The organism is Pseudomonas sp. AF03-9 (assembly GCF_020515815.1).
GTDB lineage: Bacteria > Pseudomonadota > Gammaproteobacteria > Pseudomonadales > Pseudomonadaceae > Aquipseudomonas.
The window spans coordinates 201,133-216,553 of sequence record NZ_JAHPJF010000002.1 but is presented as its reverse complement, the minus strand read 5'-3'; the positions used below and the strand labels follow the sequence as shown (position 1 = coordinate 216,553).

14 protein-coding genes are annotated in these 15,421 nt (G+C 60.8%); 7 read left to right on the top strand and 7 right to left on the bottom strand.

Annotated elements, in window-relative coordinates; all coding sequences use genetic code 11:
• Positions 1–25 precede the first annotated feature (25 nt).
• The gene (locus LIY36_RS04630; protein WP_135288619.1) at positions 26–1,372 is read right to left on the bottom strand and encodes a DEAD/DEAH box helicase; all 1,347 of its coding nucleotides are present in this window, start codon (positions 1,370–1,372) and stop codon (positions 26–28) included.
• Between the two features lie 193 nt (positions 1,373–1,565).
• Between LIY36_RS04630 and LIY36_RS04625 the strand changes: the two genes are divergently transcribed.
• The gene (locus tag LIY36_RS04625) at positions 1,566–2,849 is read left to right on the top strand and encodes a mechanosensitive ion channel family protein (protein WP_226454950.1); all 1,284 of its coding nucleotides are present in this window, start codon (positions 1,566–1,568) and stop codon (positions 2,847–2,849) included.
• A 63-nt stretch (positions 2,850–2,912) separates the two neighbouring features.
• Here LIY36_RS04625 and LIY36_RS04620 read toward each other — a convergent pair whose 3' ends face one another.
• The 5 genes from LIY36_RS04620 to LIY36_RS04600 form a co-directional block, all read right to left on the bottom strand.
• Complete coding sequence (locus LIY36_RS04620) at positions 2,913–3,227, bottom strand: DUF7673 family protein (RefSeq protein WP_226454949.1); 315 nt, start codon at positions 3,225–3,227, stop codon at positions 2,913–2,915.
• A 135-nt stretch (positions 3,228–3,362) separates the two neighbouring features.
• Positions 3,363–4,988: a methyl-accepting chemotaxis protein gene (locus LIY36_RS04615; RefSeq protein WP_226454948.1), complete on the bottom strand. Its 1,626-nt coding sequence runs from the start codon at positions 4,986–4,988 to the stop codon at positions 3,363–3,365.
• 125 nt (positions 4,989–5,113) lie between these two features.
• Positions 5,114–5,965: a carboxylate/amino acid/amine transporter gene (locus tag LIY36_RS04610; RefSeq protein ID WP_226454947.1), complete on the bottom strand. Its 852-nt coding sequence runs from the start codon at positions 5,963–5,965 to the stop codon at positions 5,114–5,116.
• A 203-nt stretch (positions 5,966–6,168) separates the two neighbouring features.
• Positions 6,169–6,768 carry an FMN-dependent NADH-azoreductase gene (locus LIY36_RS04605; RefSeq protein ID WP_226454946.1) on the bottom strand — a complete coding sequence of 200 codons (600 nt, stop codon included), beginning with the start codon at positions 6,766–6,768 and terminating at the stop codon, positions 6,169–6,171.
• 151 nt (positions 6,769–6,919) lie between these two features.
• On the bottom strand, positions 6,920–7,234 hold the full coding sequence (locus tag LIY36_RS04600) for a 3-phosphoglycerate kinase (protein WP_192297094.1): 315 nt from the start codon (positions 7,232–7,234) through the stop codon (positions 6,920–6,922).
• 49 nt (positions 7,235–7,283) lie between these two features.
• On the opposite strand from LIY36_RS04600, the gene LIY36_RS04595 reads away from it, so the two are divergent.
• The 5 genes from LIY36_RS04595 to aqpZ all read left to right on the top strand — a co-directional run bounded on the left by LIY36_RS04595 (position 7,284) and on the right by aqpZ (position 12,512).
• Positions 7,284–8,207 carry a LysR family transcriptional regulator gene (locus tag LIY36_RS04595; RefSeq protein ID WP_192297095.1) on the top strand — a complete coding sequence of 308 codons (924 nt, stop codon included), beginning with the start codon at positions 7,284–7,286 and terminating at the stop codon, positions 8,205–8,207.
• 14 nt (positions 8,208–8,221) lie between these two features.
• Positions 8,222–9,025 carry an alpha/beta fold hydrolase gene (locus LIY36_RS04590; protein WP_226454945.1) on the top strand — a complete coding sequence of 268 codons (804 nt, stop codon included), beginning with the start codon at positions 8,222–8,224 and terminating at the stop codon, positions 9,023–9,025.
• Between the two features lie 3 nt (positions 9,026–9,028).
• On the top strand, positions 9,029–9,592 hold the full coding sequence (locus LIY36_RS04585; protein WP_226454944.1) for a peptidylprolyl isomerase: 564 nt from the start codon (positions 9,029–9,031) through the stop codon (positions 9,590–9,592).
• A gap of 82 nt (positions 9,593–9,674) precedes the next feature.
• A complete protein-coding gene (locus LIY36_RS04580) occupies positions 9,675–11,507 on the top strand; it encodes an ABC transporter ATP-binding protein (RefSeq protein WP_226454943.1) in 1,833 nt (610 codons plus the stop codon).
• A gap of 303 nt (positions 11,508–11,810) precedes the next feature.
• Positions 11,811–12,512 (top strand): aquaporin Z, encoded by a 702-nt coding sequence (aqpZ, locus tag LIY36_RS04575; protein ID WP_226454942.1) that lies wholly within the window; start codon positions 11,811–11,813, stop codon positions 12,510–12,512.
• 135 nt (positions 12,513–12,647) lie between these two features.
• On the opposite strand, the gene LIY36_RS04570 is transcribed toward aqpZ, so the two are convergent.
• Positions 12,648–13,772, bottom strand: a complete 1,125-nt coding sequence (locus tag LIY36_RS04570; protein ID WP_226454941.1) for a GNAT family N-acetyltransferase — start codon at positions 13,770–13,772, stop codon at positions 12,648–12,650.
• A 283-nt stretch (positions 13,773–14,055) separates the two neighbouring features.
• On the opposite strand from LIY36_RS04570, the gene LIY36_RS04565 reads away from it, so the two are divergent.
• Positions 14,056–15,378, top strand: coding sequence for a putative porin (locus LIY36_RS04565; RefSeq protein ID WP_192297101.1), 1,323 nt, complete (start codon positions 14,056–14,058; stop codon positions 15,376–15,378).
• Positions 15,379–15,421 lie beyond the last annotated feature (43 nt).

Genomic DNA, 15,421 nt, shown 5'->3' with positions numbered 1-15,421 from the left:
CCGGTTCTTTCACATCCCCCCTGCCTTACTCGGCAGCCGGTGCTTCTGGCTTGCGGCGCTTGAGCGGGGCCATGCCGTCCTTGCTGACGAGCGACAGGTTGTCGGTCTTCGGCCGGTTGGCGATCTTGCGCTTGGTCGGCGACTTGGCACCGGTTTTCTTTTTGTCACCCTTGGCGTCGGTCTTTTTCTTCTTCACGCCAACGGCCTTGCCCGACGCCTTGACCTTCTTCGGCCCGGTGTAGGTGCCTTTGACTTCCTTGATGGTACGGCGCTCGAACGACTGCTTGAGGTAGCGCTCGATGCTCGACATCAGGTTCCAGTCGCCGTGGCAGATCAGCGAGATGGCCAGGCCATCGTTGCCGGCACGCCCGGTACGACCGATACGGTGCACGTATTCGTCGCCGCTGCGGGGCATGTCGAAGTTGATCACCAGGTCCAGGCCGTCCACGTCCAGGCCGCGTGCGGCAACGTCGGTGGCCACGAGGATCTTCACGCCGCCGGCCTTGAGGCGGTCGATGGCCAGCTTGCGGTCCTTCTGGTCTTTCTCGCCGTGCAGCACGAACGCCTTGTAATCCTGGGCAACCAGGCGACCGTAGATGCGGTCGGCGGCAGCGCGGGTGTTGGTGAACACGATGGCCTTCTGATAGGTCTCGTTGGCCAACAGCCAGTTGAGGATCTGCTCTTTGTGCACGTTGTGGTCGGCGGTGACGATCTGCTGGCGCGTGGTCGCGTTCAGGTCGCTGACGTTGTTGACCTGCAAGTGCTCAGGGTTGTTCAGCACCTTGGCGACCATGTCGCGCAGGGTCGAACCGCCGGTGGTGGCGGAGAACAGCATGGTCTGCTGGCGGTTGACGCACTCGCCCACCAGACGCTGCACGTCGTCGGCAAAGCCCATGTCGAGCATGCGGTCGGCTTCGTCCAGCACCAGTACTTCGACTTCCTTGAGGTCAAGGTTGCCGGCGTTGAGTTGCTCGATCATGCGGCCCGGTGTGCCGATCAGGATGTCCGGCACCTTGCGCAGCATGGCGGCCTGCACCTTGAAGTCTTCGCCGCCGGTAATGATGCCGGACTTGATGAAGGTGAACTGCGAGAAGCGCTCCACTTCCTTCAGGGTCTGCTGGGCCAGCTCACGGGTCGGCAGCAGGATCAGGGTCTTGATGCTCACGCGGACCTTGGCCGGGCCGATCAAGCGGTTCAACACCGGCAGGACAAAAGCCGCGGTCTTGCCGCTGCCGGTTTGAGCTGTCACCCGCAGGTCACGCCCTTCGAGCGCGAGCGGGATGGCCGCTGCTTGCACAGGCGTTGGCTCGACAAATTTAAGCTCGGCCACGGCTTTGAGCAGGCGTTCGTGCAGGGCGAATTGGGAAAACACGGGTGCTACCTCGAAGAAATACAAAATATCAGCTGCATAGGGTAACGGTTTCGGGCGTCCAAACCGAGTTTCTTTACGCGAACGGTGCTAATCAGCCGCTTTTTTGTCAGGACTTTTGTCCAAGAGGCCAACTTTGTAGCACTTCAATGCTCTAATCGCCCCGTCTTGTCCCACAGAAGAATCGGTTTCACCCATGGATATAAAACAGCTCTGGCTCAACGTCCAAGACCTTTGGGGCGCCCTCGATGAGCACCCGTTGCTGCACGCCAGCCTCGGCCTCCTGGTGTTGCTGGTGGTGGCGCTGTTGCTCGGACGGATGGCGCGCTACCTGATCCTGCACACCATCAAGTTGCTCGGCCGGCAACCGGCCCTGCACTGGCTCAATGACCTGCGGCACAACAAAGTCTTCCACCGCCTGGCGCAAATGACGCCATCACTGGTGATCCAGTTCGGCCTGTACCTGGTGCCCGACCTGAGCAAGACAGCGATCCTGTTCATCGGTAACGTGGCCCTGGCGATCAGCATCCTGTTCCTGACACTGGCCATGAGCGCCCTGCTCAACGCCCTGCTGGACATCTACGCGCGCACCGAACATGCGCGCACTCGCTCGATCAAGGGCTACGTGCAGCTGGCGAAAATGGTCCTGTATGTATTTGGCGCGATCATCATCGTCGCCACCCTGATCGACCGTTCGCCGCTATTGCTGCTGTCGGGGCTTGGCGCCATGTCGGCCGTGATCCTGTTGGTGTACAAGGACACCCTGCTGTCGTTCGTCGCCAGCGTGCAACTGACCAGCAACGACATGCTGCGGGTCGGCGACTGGATCGAAATGCCCCAGGTCGGCGCCGATGGCGATGTGGTGGACATCACCCTGCACACGGTCAAGGTGCAGAACTTCGACAAGACCATCGTCTCCATCCCCACCTGGCGCCTGATGTCCGAGTCGTTCAAGAACTGGCGCGGCATGCAGGCCTCGGGCGGGCGACGGATCAAGCGCAGCCTGTTTATCGACGCCAGCGGCGTGCGCTTCCTGCGCGACGATGAAGAGGTACGCATGACCCAGGTGCACCTGCTCACCGACTACATCGGGCGCAAGCAGGCCGAGCTCAAGGCGTGGAACGAAGCCCAGGGCCACAGTGCGCAACTGTCGGCCAACCGGCGGCGCATGACCAACCTCGGCACCTTTCGCGCCTACGCCCTGGCCTATCTGAAAAGCCACCCGGACATCCAGCCGAACATGACCTGCATGGTGCGCCAGATGCAAACCACCGCCCAGGGTGTGCCGCTAGAGATCTACTGCTTCACGCGCACCACGGCGTGGGCGGATTACGAGCGGATCCGGGGGGACATTTTTGACTATCTGCTGGCGGTGTTGCCGGAGTTTGGTCTGAGCCTGTATCAGCAGCCGAGTGGCAATGACTTGCGGGCGGGTGTGTTGCCGGCGGTGCTGGGGGCCAGTCACCTGCCGGCGGTGTAAAGCGCCGCCAATGTGAGGGGGCGGTGCGACAATTCGGCTTGCCCCCCGGCAACTTAAACTTATCTAGGCAGCCCAGCGGGCACCGATCACTTCAAACAGCAAGTCCAGCTCGAAGTCTTGCGGCGTTACTTTGTTATTGCTGATCCAGTCAAATAAGTAGGCGACCTGTTGTCGATTTTTCTTGTCCATCTGCCAAAGGCAATCAAAGTTAAACCCGCCATAAGTATCAGAGTCGTACCAAGCCATCAGAAAAGCGGCAACGGGTTCTGCATCAGAAGTGCCGTCCAGCGCTAAAATGACAAGCGCCCTGATGACATGTAAAACATCATCATTGACATCAACCTTCGGCACAGGAACTGGCCTGCCATAGTGGTTCATTTTTATTTGTTTCCTTCACTCTCTAAACCACCGTGCGAGTAAAAGAGCAGACAATCATCTGCCCTTTTAACGCCGCACGACAAAGCACTTTGTCCGTCACACTCAGGGTCATACGTGGGACATCAGCGCGATCGATCAGGTACGAAAGCGTCCCACAAGCCCGCTCAGTTGCGCGGCCAACTGCGACAGCTCATTGCTTGCCGCGCTGGTCTGCAAGGCGCCCGCTGCCGATTGCGCAGACAGGTCGCGGATTGCCACCAGGTTGCTGTCCACTTCACGGGCGACCTGGGCCTGCTCTTCGGCTGCACTGGCAATCACCAGATTGCGCTCGTTGATCTGGCCGATGGCCGCAAAAATGTCCTCCAGCACCGCCCCTGACGCCTGGGTGATCTCCAGTGTGCCCAGGGCACGCGCGGTGCTGCTGCGCATCGAGTCCACCGCCTGTTCGGCCGTGCTCTGCACGCTGGCAATCATCTGTTCGATCTCGCGGGTCGACTCCTGAGTGCGGTAGGCAAGGGTGCGTACCTCGTCGGCCACGACCGCAAATCCGCGACCGGCTTCACCCGCTCGGGCTGCCTCGATCGCTGCGTTGAGGGCCAGCAGGTTGGTCTGCTCCGAGACGGCGCGTATCACGTCCAGCACCTTGCCGATGTTGCGCACTTTGTCAGCCAGCTCGCGGATCTGCTCGGCGCTGCCCTGAATCTCGGCGGTCATCGATTGCGTACCGCTGATGTTCTCGCGTACTTGCTGGCGGCTTTTTTCCGACAGCGTATTGGACGCCGTCGCCGCTTGTGATGTGGACACTGCGTTGCGCGCCACTTCTTCGACCGCACTGGTCATCTGGTTAACGGCAGTAGCGGCCTGCTCCAATTGCATGTCCTGCTGCTGGAGGCCGCGGTTGCTTTCTTCGGTCACGGCATTGAGTTCTTCCGCGGCTGAGGCCAACTGCATGGCTGAATCAGCGATCTGGATCAGTGTTTCGCGCTGGCTGGCCTGCATGCGTTGGAGTTCAACGAACAACTCGCCAATTTCGTTGCGCCCAGGCGAGACAACCTCGCGAGTCAGGTCGCCCCCGGCGATGCGCTTGAAGTGCTCACCCGCCGCGCGCAATGGACGCAGGACCGTGCCCGAGATAAATACCCAGCAGACAACGGCGAGGGCCAGGGTCAGCAGGATCAAGGCGACGGCCAGGGTTTGCGCAGTTTGCAGCCGCGCAGCCGCCTCCAAGTTGATCTCCTGTGCACGGGCATCCAATGCGCCGACCAGCTTCACGCGAATCTCCTGAAGCTTGGTCATGCCGTTGCCAGCAGCGATGTTGACTTGAAAATACTGTTCTGGGGAACGCGCGCGCGTGGCAGCGCGCTGACCGACGATGGCCTGGCCGTACTCGGTAAACGCCCCTTTGAGATCTTCGGCCAAGGCGTTCAACTGCGTATCACGCAAGTCTTTGGTAGAAACGTCCAGCTTGGCGATTGCTTCATTCCAGATAGCCTCGCTGCGCACCAAGCGTGCCTCTGCTTCGTCGAAACGCCCGCCGGTTGTCTCAATAAACGCCGAGGACACATTGGCGCTGGTGCGGATGGCCAGCAGTAACGCGTTGTTGATGCCGTCGATTTGTCGTGAAGTACGACTCAACTCGTCAATCTGATTGTGACTGCGCACCGCCGACCACCAACTGTTCAGCGTCGAAAACAGCAATGCAACAATGAATAGCAGTAGCACCCCAATCATGCCGGTACGTATTTTCAGATGGGCAAACATTGCAGCACTCCTCACAAGCCAGACTAATTAACAGTGACATTAATATCGGCGTTGTTTCAGGAGCTTAAGTAACAGAAGTCCGAACTGGTTCGATTACCGAACGGTAGATGTGCAATCTTGGAACATTACTTCACAGCCCCCAACCGACTGATCCACACCGCCCCCAAAATCACCAACCCGCCCAACGCCAAGCGCCCCAGCGGTTCATGCTGGTTCCAGATCAGCAAATTCAGCAGCAACCCCACCGGCACATGCAGGTTGTTCATCACCGCCAACGTGCCACCCTGTACCAGGCAGGCGCCCTTGTTCCACCAGTACATGCCCAGTGCCGTGCTGACCAACCCCAGGAATACCAGCACGCCCCATTGCAACGGTGCATCGGGCAGGAAGTTGGCCTTGCCGAACAACAGGAACGCCGGCAACACCACCAGCAATGCGCCCACATAGAAGAAACCGAAACGCCGGTAATGCGGCAGGTCGCTCGGGTAGCGCTGGACCAGATGCTTGTACATCACCTGCCCGGCGGCATAGGTGAAGTTGGCCAGTTGCAGCAGCAGGAAGCCACCCAGGAAGTGCGGGGTGATCTGGTCGAAGCGAATCACCGCCGCGCCCGCCACCGCCACCAGTGCGGCGACCAGCGCCCAGGGGTTGAAGCGGCGGTTGAGGGCGTCTTCGATCAGGGTCACGTGCAACGGCGTGAGAATGGTGAACAGCAGCACCTCCGGCACCGTGAGCACGCGAAAGCTCAGGTACAGGCACACGTAGGTCACGCCAAATTGCAGCGCGCCAATCACCAGCATGCCGCGCATGAACCCCGGTTCCACCGAACGCCAGCGGGTCAGCGGGATAAACACCAGGCCGGCCAGCAACACGCGCACCAGCACGGCGAAGTAGCTGTCGACGTGACCGGCGAGGTACTCGCCGATCAAGCTAAAGGAAAATGCCTGAATCAGGGTGACAACCAGTAGATAGCCCATGCGCGCCTCGCTTCGAATGGGCGGGACATTAAAGGTTTTCGGCGCTTGAAGAAACTCAGGGCAAAAAAAACCCGACCTCGCTAAAGCGGCAGTCGGGCAGGAGCACTCAGGAGCAAAAAGTGCAAAGGGAGGTTCATTACGCGTACTTGAAGGGTTTGCGTGGCACTAGATAAACACCGCGCGATTATCTGACGATTAAAGGATCAGGCGACCTGTGCCAACAGCGCCCTGGCGTGGTTGATGCCCTTTTCCTGGAAGTCACCGCTCAGGTTCACGCCTTCGGCATGAATGAAAGTCACGTCGTGGATGCCGATAAAGCCCATGACCTGGCGCAGGTACGGTTCCTGGTGATCCGACGTGGCGCCGATGTGGATGCCGCCGCGGGCGGTCAACACGATGGCGCGCTTGCCAGTGAGCAAGCCCTGCGGGCCGGTGGCGGTGTATTTGAACGTCACACCGGCGCGCAGCACGTGGTCCAGCCAGGCCTTGAGGGTGCTGGGGATGGCGAAGTTGTACATCGGCGCGGCCATCACCAGCACGTCGGCGGCGAGTAATTCGTCGGTCAATGCGTTGGAGCGGTCGAGGCTGGCCTGTTCGCTGGCGCTACGCTGATCTGCAGGTTTCATCCAACCGCCCAGCAGGTCGGCATCCAGGTGTGGCAACGGGTTGAGGGCCACGTCACGGACGGTGATCCGGTCCGCCGGGTGGGCGGCCTGCCATTGGCTGATGAACTGCTGGGTCAGCTGGCGGGAGATCGAGCCTTGCTGGCGGGCGCTGCTTTCGATGATCAGAACGTTGGACATGGCTGCGTAGGCTCCATCTGTAAATGCTGTAAGTCGATGGAGTGGAGATTAAACAGAGCCAATTCGATAAAAAAGCGCAAAAAACTGCTATAACCCATCTATAAATTTGTTTATAAGCGGAGTATTCCTCTGGAGATGCTCCGCTGTCGGGTTATTTCGGGCTGCAAGCCAGGGCAATGCGCATCTTGATGATGGCGCGGTTGAACTTGACGGTGGTGTTGGTGCTTTTACCTGCCGGCACCGTGACCTTGCGATTGCGTGGCGCTTCCGGGCCGTTGGTGAAGGTTACCGAACACACTGCATCGTTGGTGCCGTAGTTATTCAGGCGGATCGAACTGATGTCACCGTCCACATCGGAGGCGGTGTAATCAATGCTCACGCCGTCGATCTTTTTCGTCACGTCGATGGAATAGGCAAACGCGCTCAGCGGCAGCAGCGCCAGCAACACACAACAGAATTTTCTCATTCGGTGGTCTCCAATAAGGACCGCCAGCTTAGGACAAGAGGAACCCATCTTGAAAGCGCCCCGCGTTACCCTCGATCAATGGCGCACGCTGCAGGCCGTGGTCGACCACGGCGGCTTCGCCCAGGCGGCTGAAGCGCTGCACCGTTCGCAGTCCTCGGTGAGCTACACCGTGGCCCGCATGCAAGACCAGCTTGGCGTGCCGCTGTTGCGCATCGACGGGCGCAAGGCCGTGCTCACCGACGCCGGCGAAGTGCTGTTACGCCGCTCGCGGCAACTGGTGAAGAATGCCAGCCAGCTGGAAGACCTCGCCCACCATATGGAACAGGGCTGGGAAGCCGAAGTGCGCCTGGTGGTAGACGCCGCCTACCCGAATGCACGCCTGGTGCGCGCCCTCTCGGCCTTTATGCCGCAGAGCCGTGGCTGCCGCGTGCGCCTGCGCGAGGAGGTGCTGTCCGGCGTGGAAGAGTTGTTGATCGAAGGCGTGGCTGACCTGGCGATCTGCGGGTTCAGTATCCCCGGTTACCTGGGCACGGAAATGAGCGACGTGGAATTTGTCGCCGTGGCCCACCCCGAACACGCCCTGCACCGCATGAACCGCGAACTGAGCTTCCAGGACCTGGAAAGCCAGATGCAGGTGGTGATCCGCGACTCCGGCCGCCAGCAACCGCGCGATGTAGGCTGGCTCGGCGCCGAGCAGCGCTGGACCGTCGGCAGCCTGGCCACCGCCGCATCATTCGTGGGCAGCGGCCTGGGCTTTGCCTGGTTGCCCCGGCACATGATCGAACGCGAACTCACCGAAGGCGTGCTCAAGCAGCTACCCTTGGAACAGGGCGGCAGCCGTCACCCCACGTTCTACCTCTACTCGAACAAGGACAAACCCCTGGGGCCCGCGACGCAGATCCTCGTGGAACTGCTGCGGACCTTTGACACCGCCCCGTTGGACGCACCTTTCGCCGCCCCCCAGCAAGCCTGAAACGGAGTTCACCCATGGCCTGGTTCGACCACGAGGGATGCAGCCTGCACTACGAGGAATACGGCCACGGCACCCCACTGATCCTGATCCACGGCCTGGGCTCCAGCAGCCAGGATTGGGAATTGCAGATTCCAGTGCTGGCCAGGCATTACCGCCTGATCGTGGTAGACGTGCGAGGTCATGGCCGCTCGGATAAACCCCGTGAGCGCTACAGCATCCGGGGTTTCACTGACGACCTGATTGCCTTGTTCGAGCACCTGAGCCTACCGCCGGCCCACGTGGTGGGCTTGTCCATGGGCGGCATGATCGCCTTCCAACTGGCGGTGGACGAACCGGCCCTGCTCAAGAGCCTGTGCATCGTCAACAGCGCGCCCGAAGTGAAAGTTCGCAGCGCCGACGATTACTGGCAATGGGCCAAGCGCTGGAGCCTGGCGCGGTTGCTGAGCCTGGCCACGATCGGCAAGGCGTTGGGCGAGCGGCTGTTCCCCAAACCGGCGCAGGCCGGCCTGCGTCGCAAGATGGCCGAACGCTGGGCAAAAAACGACAAACGTGCTTATCTCGCCAGCTTCGACGCAATTGTGGGCTGGGGGGTGCAGGAACATCTTTCCCGAATTACCTGTCCTACGCTGGTCATCAGCGCCGACCACGACTACACCCCCGTGGCGCAGAAACAAAACTATGTAAAACTGCTGCCCGATGCGCGACTGGTGGTGATCGAAGATTCCCGCCATGCCACGCCACTGGATCAACCCGAAGTCTTTAACGCTACCTTGCTCGATTTTCTAAAGACAGTCGAAACCACTACCCAGGATCACTGACCCATGCTGAAAAAAATCGCCTTCTTTGCCGGTTCCGTTCTATTCGCTGCCAACCTGATGGCGGCCGAGGCTGCCAAGGCGCCCCGCGTCGAAATCATCACCACCAACGGCAACATCGAAATCGAACTGGACCCGGTCAAGGCGCCGATCAGTACCAAGAACTTCCTGGCCTACGTGGACAAGGGTTTCTACACCAACACGATTTTCCACCGCGTGATCCCGGGTTTCATGATCCAGGGCGGCGGGTTCACCCCGCAGATGTCGCAAAAGCCGACCGAAGCGCCGATCCGCAACGAAGCCAGCAACGGCCTGCATAACGTGCGCGGCACCTTGTCCATGGCCCGCACCAACGACCCGAACTCGGCCACCAGCCAGTTCTTCATCAACGTTGCCGACAATGCGTTCCTCGACCCGGGCCGTGACGCCGGTTACGCGGTGTTCGCCAAGGTGGTCAAGGGCATGGACGTGGTCGATGTCATCGTCAACTCCCAGACCACCACCAAGCAGGGCATGCAGAACGTGCCAATCGATCCTGTCCTGATCAAGTCGGCCAAGCGCATCGACTGAGGTCCGCAGGAGGTTCCGCGCGTGGCCCACAAGGCCGCGCGCGCATTTGAAAGGAGAGCCCGCCCTGCGGGCGTCATACCTAATGCTCTATCGTCGTTTTGAACAACTGATCGATATTTTCCGCGACGCACCCAGCGACGCCCCACCCGATAAAGTCCTGCCCTTCTACCTCTATTACCTGCGCCAGGTCTGGCCGCATTTCGCCGCCTTGCTGGTGGTGGGCCTGATCGGTGCGCTGATCGAAGTCGCGCTGTTCAGCTACCTGAGCCGCATCATCGACCTGGCCCAGGGCACACCGCCCGCGAATTTCTTCCAGGTGCACAGCACCGAGCTGATCTGGATGGCCGTGGTCGCCCTGCTGCTGCGCCCGATCTTCGGCGCCCTGCATGACCTGCTGGTGCACCAGACCATCAGCCCCGGCATGACCAGCCTGATCCGCTGGCAGAACCACAGCTACGTGCTCAAGCAGAGCCTGAATTTCTTCCAGAACGACTTCGCCGGGCGCATCGCCCAGCGCATCATGCAAACCGGCAACTCCCTGCGCGACTCCGCCGTGGCCGCCGTGGACGCGATCTGGCACGTGGCGATCTACGCCATCAGTTCCCTGGTGCTGTTTGCCGAGGCCGACTGGCGCCTGATGATCCCACTGGTGACCTGGATCATCTGCTACAGCCTGGCGCTGCGTTACTTCGTGCCACGGGTGAAGGAACGCTCGGTGATTTCCTCCGAGGCGCGCTCCAAGTTGATGGGCCGCATCGTCGACGGCTACACCAACATCACCACCTTGAAACTGTTCGCCCATACCCAATACGAGCAGCAGTACGCCAAGGAAGCGATCATCGAGCAGACCGAAAAGACCCAACTGGCCAGCCGTGTCGTCACCAGCATGGATATCGTGATCACCACCATGAACGGCCTGCTGATCGTCACCACCACCGGCCTGGCCTTGTGGTTGTGGACGCAGTCGCTGATCTCGGTGGGCGCCATCGCGCTGGCCACCGGCCTGGTGATCCGTATCGTCAACATGTCCGGTTGGATCATGTGGGTGGTCAACGGCATTTTCGAAAACATCGGCATGGTGCAGGACGGTTTGAAAACCATCGCCCAGCCGCTGGCGGTGATCGACCGCGAGCACGCCCCGCGCCTGACGGTGCCCCACGGCGAAGTGCGCTTCGAGCACGTGGATTTCCACTACGGCAAGAAGAGCGGGATCATTGGCGGGCTGAACCTGGAGATCAAGGCCGGCGAGAAAATCGGCCTGATCGGCCCGTCCGGCGCGGGCAAGTCGACCCTGGTCAACCTGCTGCTGCGCCTGTATGACCTGCAAGGCGGGCGCATCCTGATCGACGGACAGAACATCGCCGACGTGGCCCAGGAATCCCTGCGTGCGCAGATCGGCATGATCACCCAGGACACCTCGTTGCTGCACCGTTCGATCCGCGACAACTTGCTGTACGGCAAGCCGGACGCCACCGACGAAGAACTCTGGGCGGCGGTGCACAAGGCGCGTGCCGATGAGTTCATCCCGTTGCTGTCGGACTCCGAAGGCCGCACCGGGCTGGATGCCCATGTGGGCGAACGCGGGGTGAAACTCTCCGGTGGGCAGCGCCAGCGCATCGCGATTGCCCGCGTGCTGCTCAAGGACGCGCCGATCCTGATCATGGACGAAGCGACCTCGGCACTGGACTCGGAAGTGGAAGCGGCGATCCAGGAAAGCCTGGAAACCCTGATGCAGGGCAAGACCGTGATCGCGATTGCCCACCGCCTGTCCACCATTGCGCGGATGGACCGCCTGGTGGTGCTGGAGAAAGGCCAGATCGCCGAGACGGGCAGCCATGCCGAGTTGCTGGCCCATGGCGGGCTGTATGCGCGGCTGTGGCAGCACCAGACCGGCGGCTTTGTCGGCATCGACTAATAATCTACCGCTCAAACACAGTTCAACCTGTGGAAGCGGGCTTGTGTGGGAGCGGGCTTGCTCGCGAATGCGGTGTGTCAGTCAAAACAACTGTGACTGACACACCGCATTCGCGAGCAAGCCCGCTCCCACATTTGATCAGTGCCAGGCGCCATGTTTCATGGGGCCTTTCCCCATTTGGGCACTGGATTTGTGCCACAACCCTGCTGTAATCAACGCAGTGCCCAGACGGGCGCTGTAGTCAATGCAGGGAGCATCACTGTTTTACTGATTCGGTAGAGCGATCTATCAAGGACGTGCTGCATGTCTTTGTTCAAACGTTCAATCACAGAGGGGTTGGGTACGTTTTGGCTGGTGTTGGGCGGTTGCGGGAGTGCGGTATTGGCCGCAGCGTTCCCGGCAGTCGGGATTGGTTTGCTGGGGGTGTCCCTGGCGTTCGGGTTGACGGTGCTGACCATGGCGTTTGCCATCGGACATATCAGCGGTTGTCACCTCAACCCAGCGGTGTCGGTGGGGCTGGTCGTGGGCGGGAGGTTTCCGGCCAGGGAGTTGCCGGCGTACATCGTCGCCCAGGTCGTCGGCGGCACGGTTGCCGCCGCATTGTTGTACTTCATTGCCAGTGGCAAACCCGGCTTCGAACTGGCCTCGGGCCTGGCGTCGAACGGTTATGGCGAGCATTCGCCCGGCGGTTATTCGATGGCGGCGGGATTTGTCACCGAGGTGGTGATGACCGCGATGTTCGTGCTGATCATCCTCGGCGCCACCGACCACCGCGCCCCGAAGGGCCTCGCGCCAATCGCCATCGGCCTGGCCTTGACGCTGATCCACCTGATCTCCATTCCCGTGACCAACACCTCGGTCAACCCCGCTCGCAGTACGGGGCCAGCCTTGATCGTTGGCGGGTGGGCGATCCAGCAATTGTGGATGTTCTGGCTCGCGCCGATCCTCGGGGCGGTGGTGGGCGGTTTTACCTACCGATGGCTCGGCAAGGAAGAGCCTGCCTAGTAGTGAGCGGGCTTGCCCCGCGCTGGGGGGCGAAGCCGCCCCAAACGGTACGCCGCGGTGTATCAGGAAGACTGCGGCGTCTGGATTTGGGGCGGCTTCGCCCCCCAGCGCGGGGCAAGCCCGCTCACTACATGGTTATAGCTGGCGGTATGGCAATGCGGTTCGCGCCTCTTCGGCATAGGCCACGATCCCTACCCGTTCACGCTCCAGGAAATCCTCTACGGCCGTCTTCAACCCTGCGTGCCGCAAGTAATGCCACGACCGCGTGATCACCGGCTCAAACCCGCGAATCAACTTGTGCTCGCCCTGCGCGCCAGCATCGAAACGTTGCACGCCGTGGGCGATGGCGTAGTCCATGCCCTGGTAGAAACAGGTTTCGAAATGCAGGCGGTCGAATTCCGCCAGGCAGCCCCAGTAACGGCCGTAGAAACTGTCGCCACCGATCAGGCTGAACGCCATGGCCACCGGCCGTGTGCCTTGCTTGGCCAGCACCACGCGAATCGCTGCGGGCATGCGCTCGGCAAGCAGGCTGAAAAACTCGCGGGTCAGGTACGGTGATTGGCGGCGCACCGCGTAGGTGTTGGCGTAGCAGGCGTAGACAAAATCCCACTGCGCCTCGCTCAGCTCATGGCCTTGCAGCCATTCGAAGTCGATGCCCTGCCCGGCCACTTGCTCACGCTCCTTGCGCATCTGTTTACGCTTGCGCGAGCTGAGGGCGTCGAGGAAGTCCTGGAAGTCGCGGTAGCCACGGTTCTGCCAGTGGAATTGACAGCCCAGGCGCTGCAGCCAGCCCGGTTGCTGCGCCAACGCTGCGTCGGCCAGATCGTCGGTGAAGTTGACGTGGGCGCTGGAGAGCCCTTCGATTTCCAGATAGCCCGGCAGGCTCTTGAGCAGCTCGAAACCGTCCTCGGCACTCGCCGCCAGCAAACGTGGCCCGCTGACCGGGCTGAACGGCACGGCCGTCAGCAACTTGGGGTAGTACTCGATACCGGCCCGTTCACAGGCGTCCGCCCAGCCATGGTCAAACACGTACTCGCCATAGGAGTGCCACTTGCGATAGCAGGGCAGCGCCGCCACCAGCCGCTCGCCTTCCCAGTGCAGCAGATGCTCCGGTTGCCACCCCGACTGCGGGCCGACACTGCCACTGTCCTCCAGCGCACTCAGGAACGCGTGCCGCACAAACGGCTGGGCGTCCGCCACGAGTGCATCCCAGGTCTGTGGGGCGATTTCGGACAGGCTGATCAGACGTTGCAGCGGCATCGGCATCCTCATTTCTTGGGGGTGTGAAAGCCTCGCGAGTATCGCTTATCGGCGGCTTTCGCACACCCTCGAATCGCCGGACAAGGCTCTAAACCAATAGTTCCCAGCATGAATAATTTGTCATCTAGATGACATCACTTCGCCACTGCGCCGTCATAAACGATCGCGATACTGACGCCTGTTTTTAGAGCGCCTGGTGCTACCAGGCGGCATTTTTTCCGTCCGTCATTGGTCGGTTGTGTCCTGGATGGTTTGCCATCCCTCCTCACTTTCGGAGATTGATATGCGTCTTGCTTCCACTAAAACTGCGGCGATCCTGTGCGGTGGCCTGTTGCTGGCCCTGAGCGTACCGGCCAGCGCTGCAGTCGACGCTAAATTGCTCGACATGCTCAAGGCCAACGGCCAGATCACCAACGCCCAATACAGCGAACTGCAAGCTGAGCTGGCACGGGATCAGAAAGAACAGCAGATCGCACGGCAAGCTCAACAAGAGACCAACGAACAGATCGCGGCCACCGCGAAAAAAACCAACGAACTGAGCAGCTTCGACCAGAAGCTGGCCTGGGCGGCCAAGACTCAGTTCAAGGGTGACGTACGTTTCCGTCAGGAAACCGTGAAAATCCAGGGTGAATCCAACAACGGCGGCCGTGACAAGGATCGCCAGCGCATCCGTGCCCGCCTCGGCGCCTACACCGAGATCAACTCGCAAGTCGACACCGGTATCCGCATTGCCACAGGTAGCAGCGACGATGCGCGCTCCACCAACCAGGATCAGGACAACTACTTCGACAAGAAGTCGATCTGGCTGGACCTCGGCTACATTGACTACCACCCGGACCAGATCAAGAACCTGCACGTGATCGGCGGCAAGATGCTGCAACCGTGGGTCAACATGGGCGACGTGATCTGGGATAGCGACATCAACCCAGAAGGCCTGGCAGTCACCTACAAATACCCACTGGGCAGCAGCGCCGAGCTGTTCGGCAGCCTCGGCAACTACAACCTCAAGGACAACGTCGACGGCGACGGCGTGCAATTCCGCCACGACCTGCGCCTGACCTCCGGCCAGCTGGGGACGCGCTTCTCGGTCACCGACAACCTGAAAATGACCCTGGGCGGCAGCGTCTACGCCTACCAGAATGACAAGGACAGCCGTTGCACAACCACCACCACGCCTTGCGCACTGGCGGTCAACGGTAACTCGGCCGACAACCAGTTCCGCCTGTATGAAGGTTTCGCCCAAGCCGACATCGGCGGCCTGGCAGTGCCTCTGGCGTTCTACGGCCAGTACGTGAAAAACAACGACGCCGTGACCGACCAGGACACCGCCTGGCTGATCGGCGCCAAGTCCAAGGTGTTCGGTTTCAACCTGGACTACAACTACCGCGACACTCAACGTAACGCTGTAGTGGGTGCCTTCACCGACTCGGACTTCGCCAACGGCACCACGGGTTCGCGCGGTCACAAAATGAAGGTCAGCTATGACATCGACAAGAACTTCGCACTCGGTGCCACGTACTTCCTGACCAAGGCCGACTACGCCAGCCGAACCCAGCGTGACGCCAACACCAACACCCTGCAGCTGGACGCAGAAGCCAAGTTCTAAGAGTCAGTGTTACGAGCCTTGGGCCAGGACGGCCCAAGGTGGC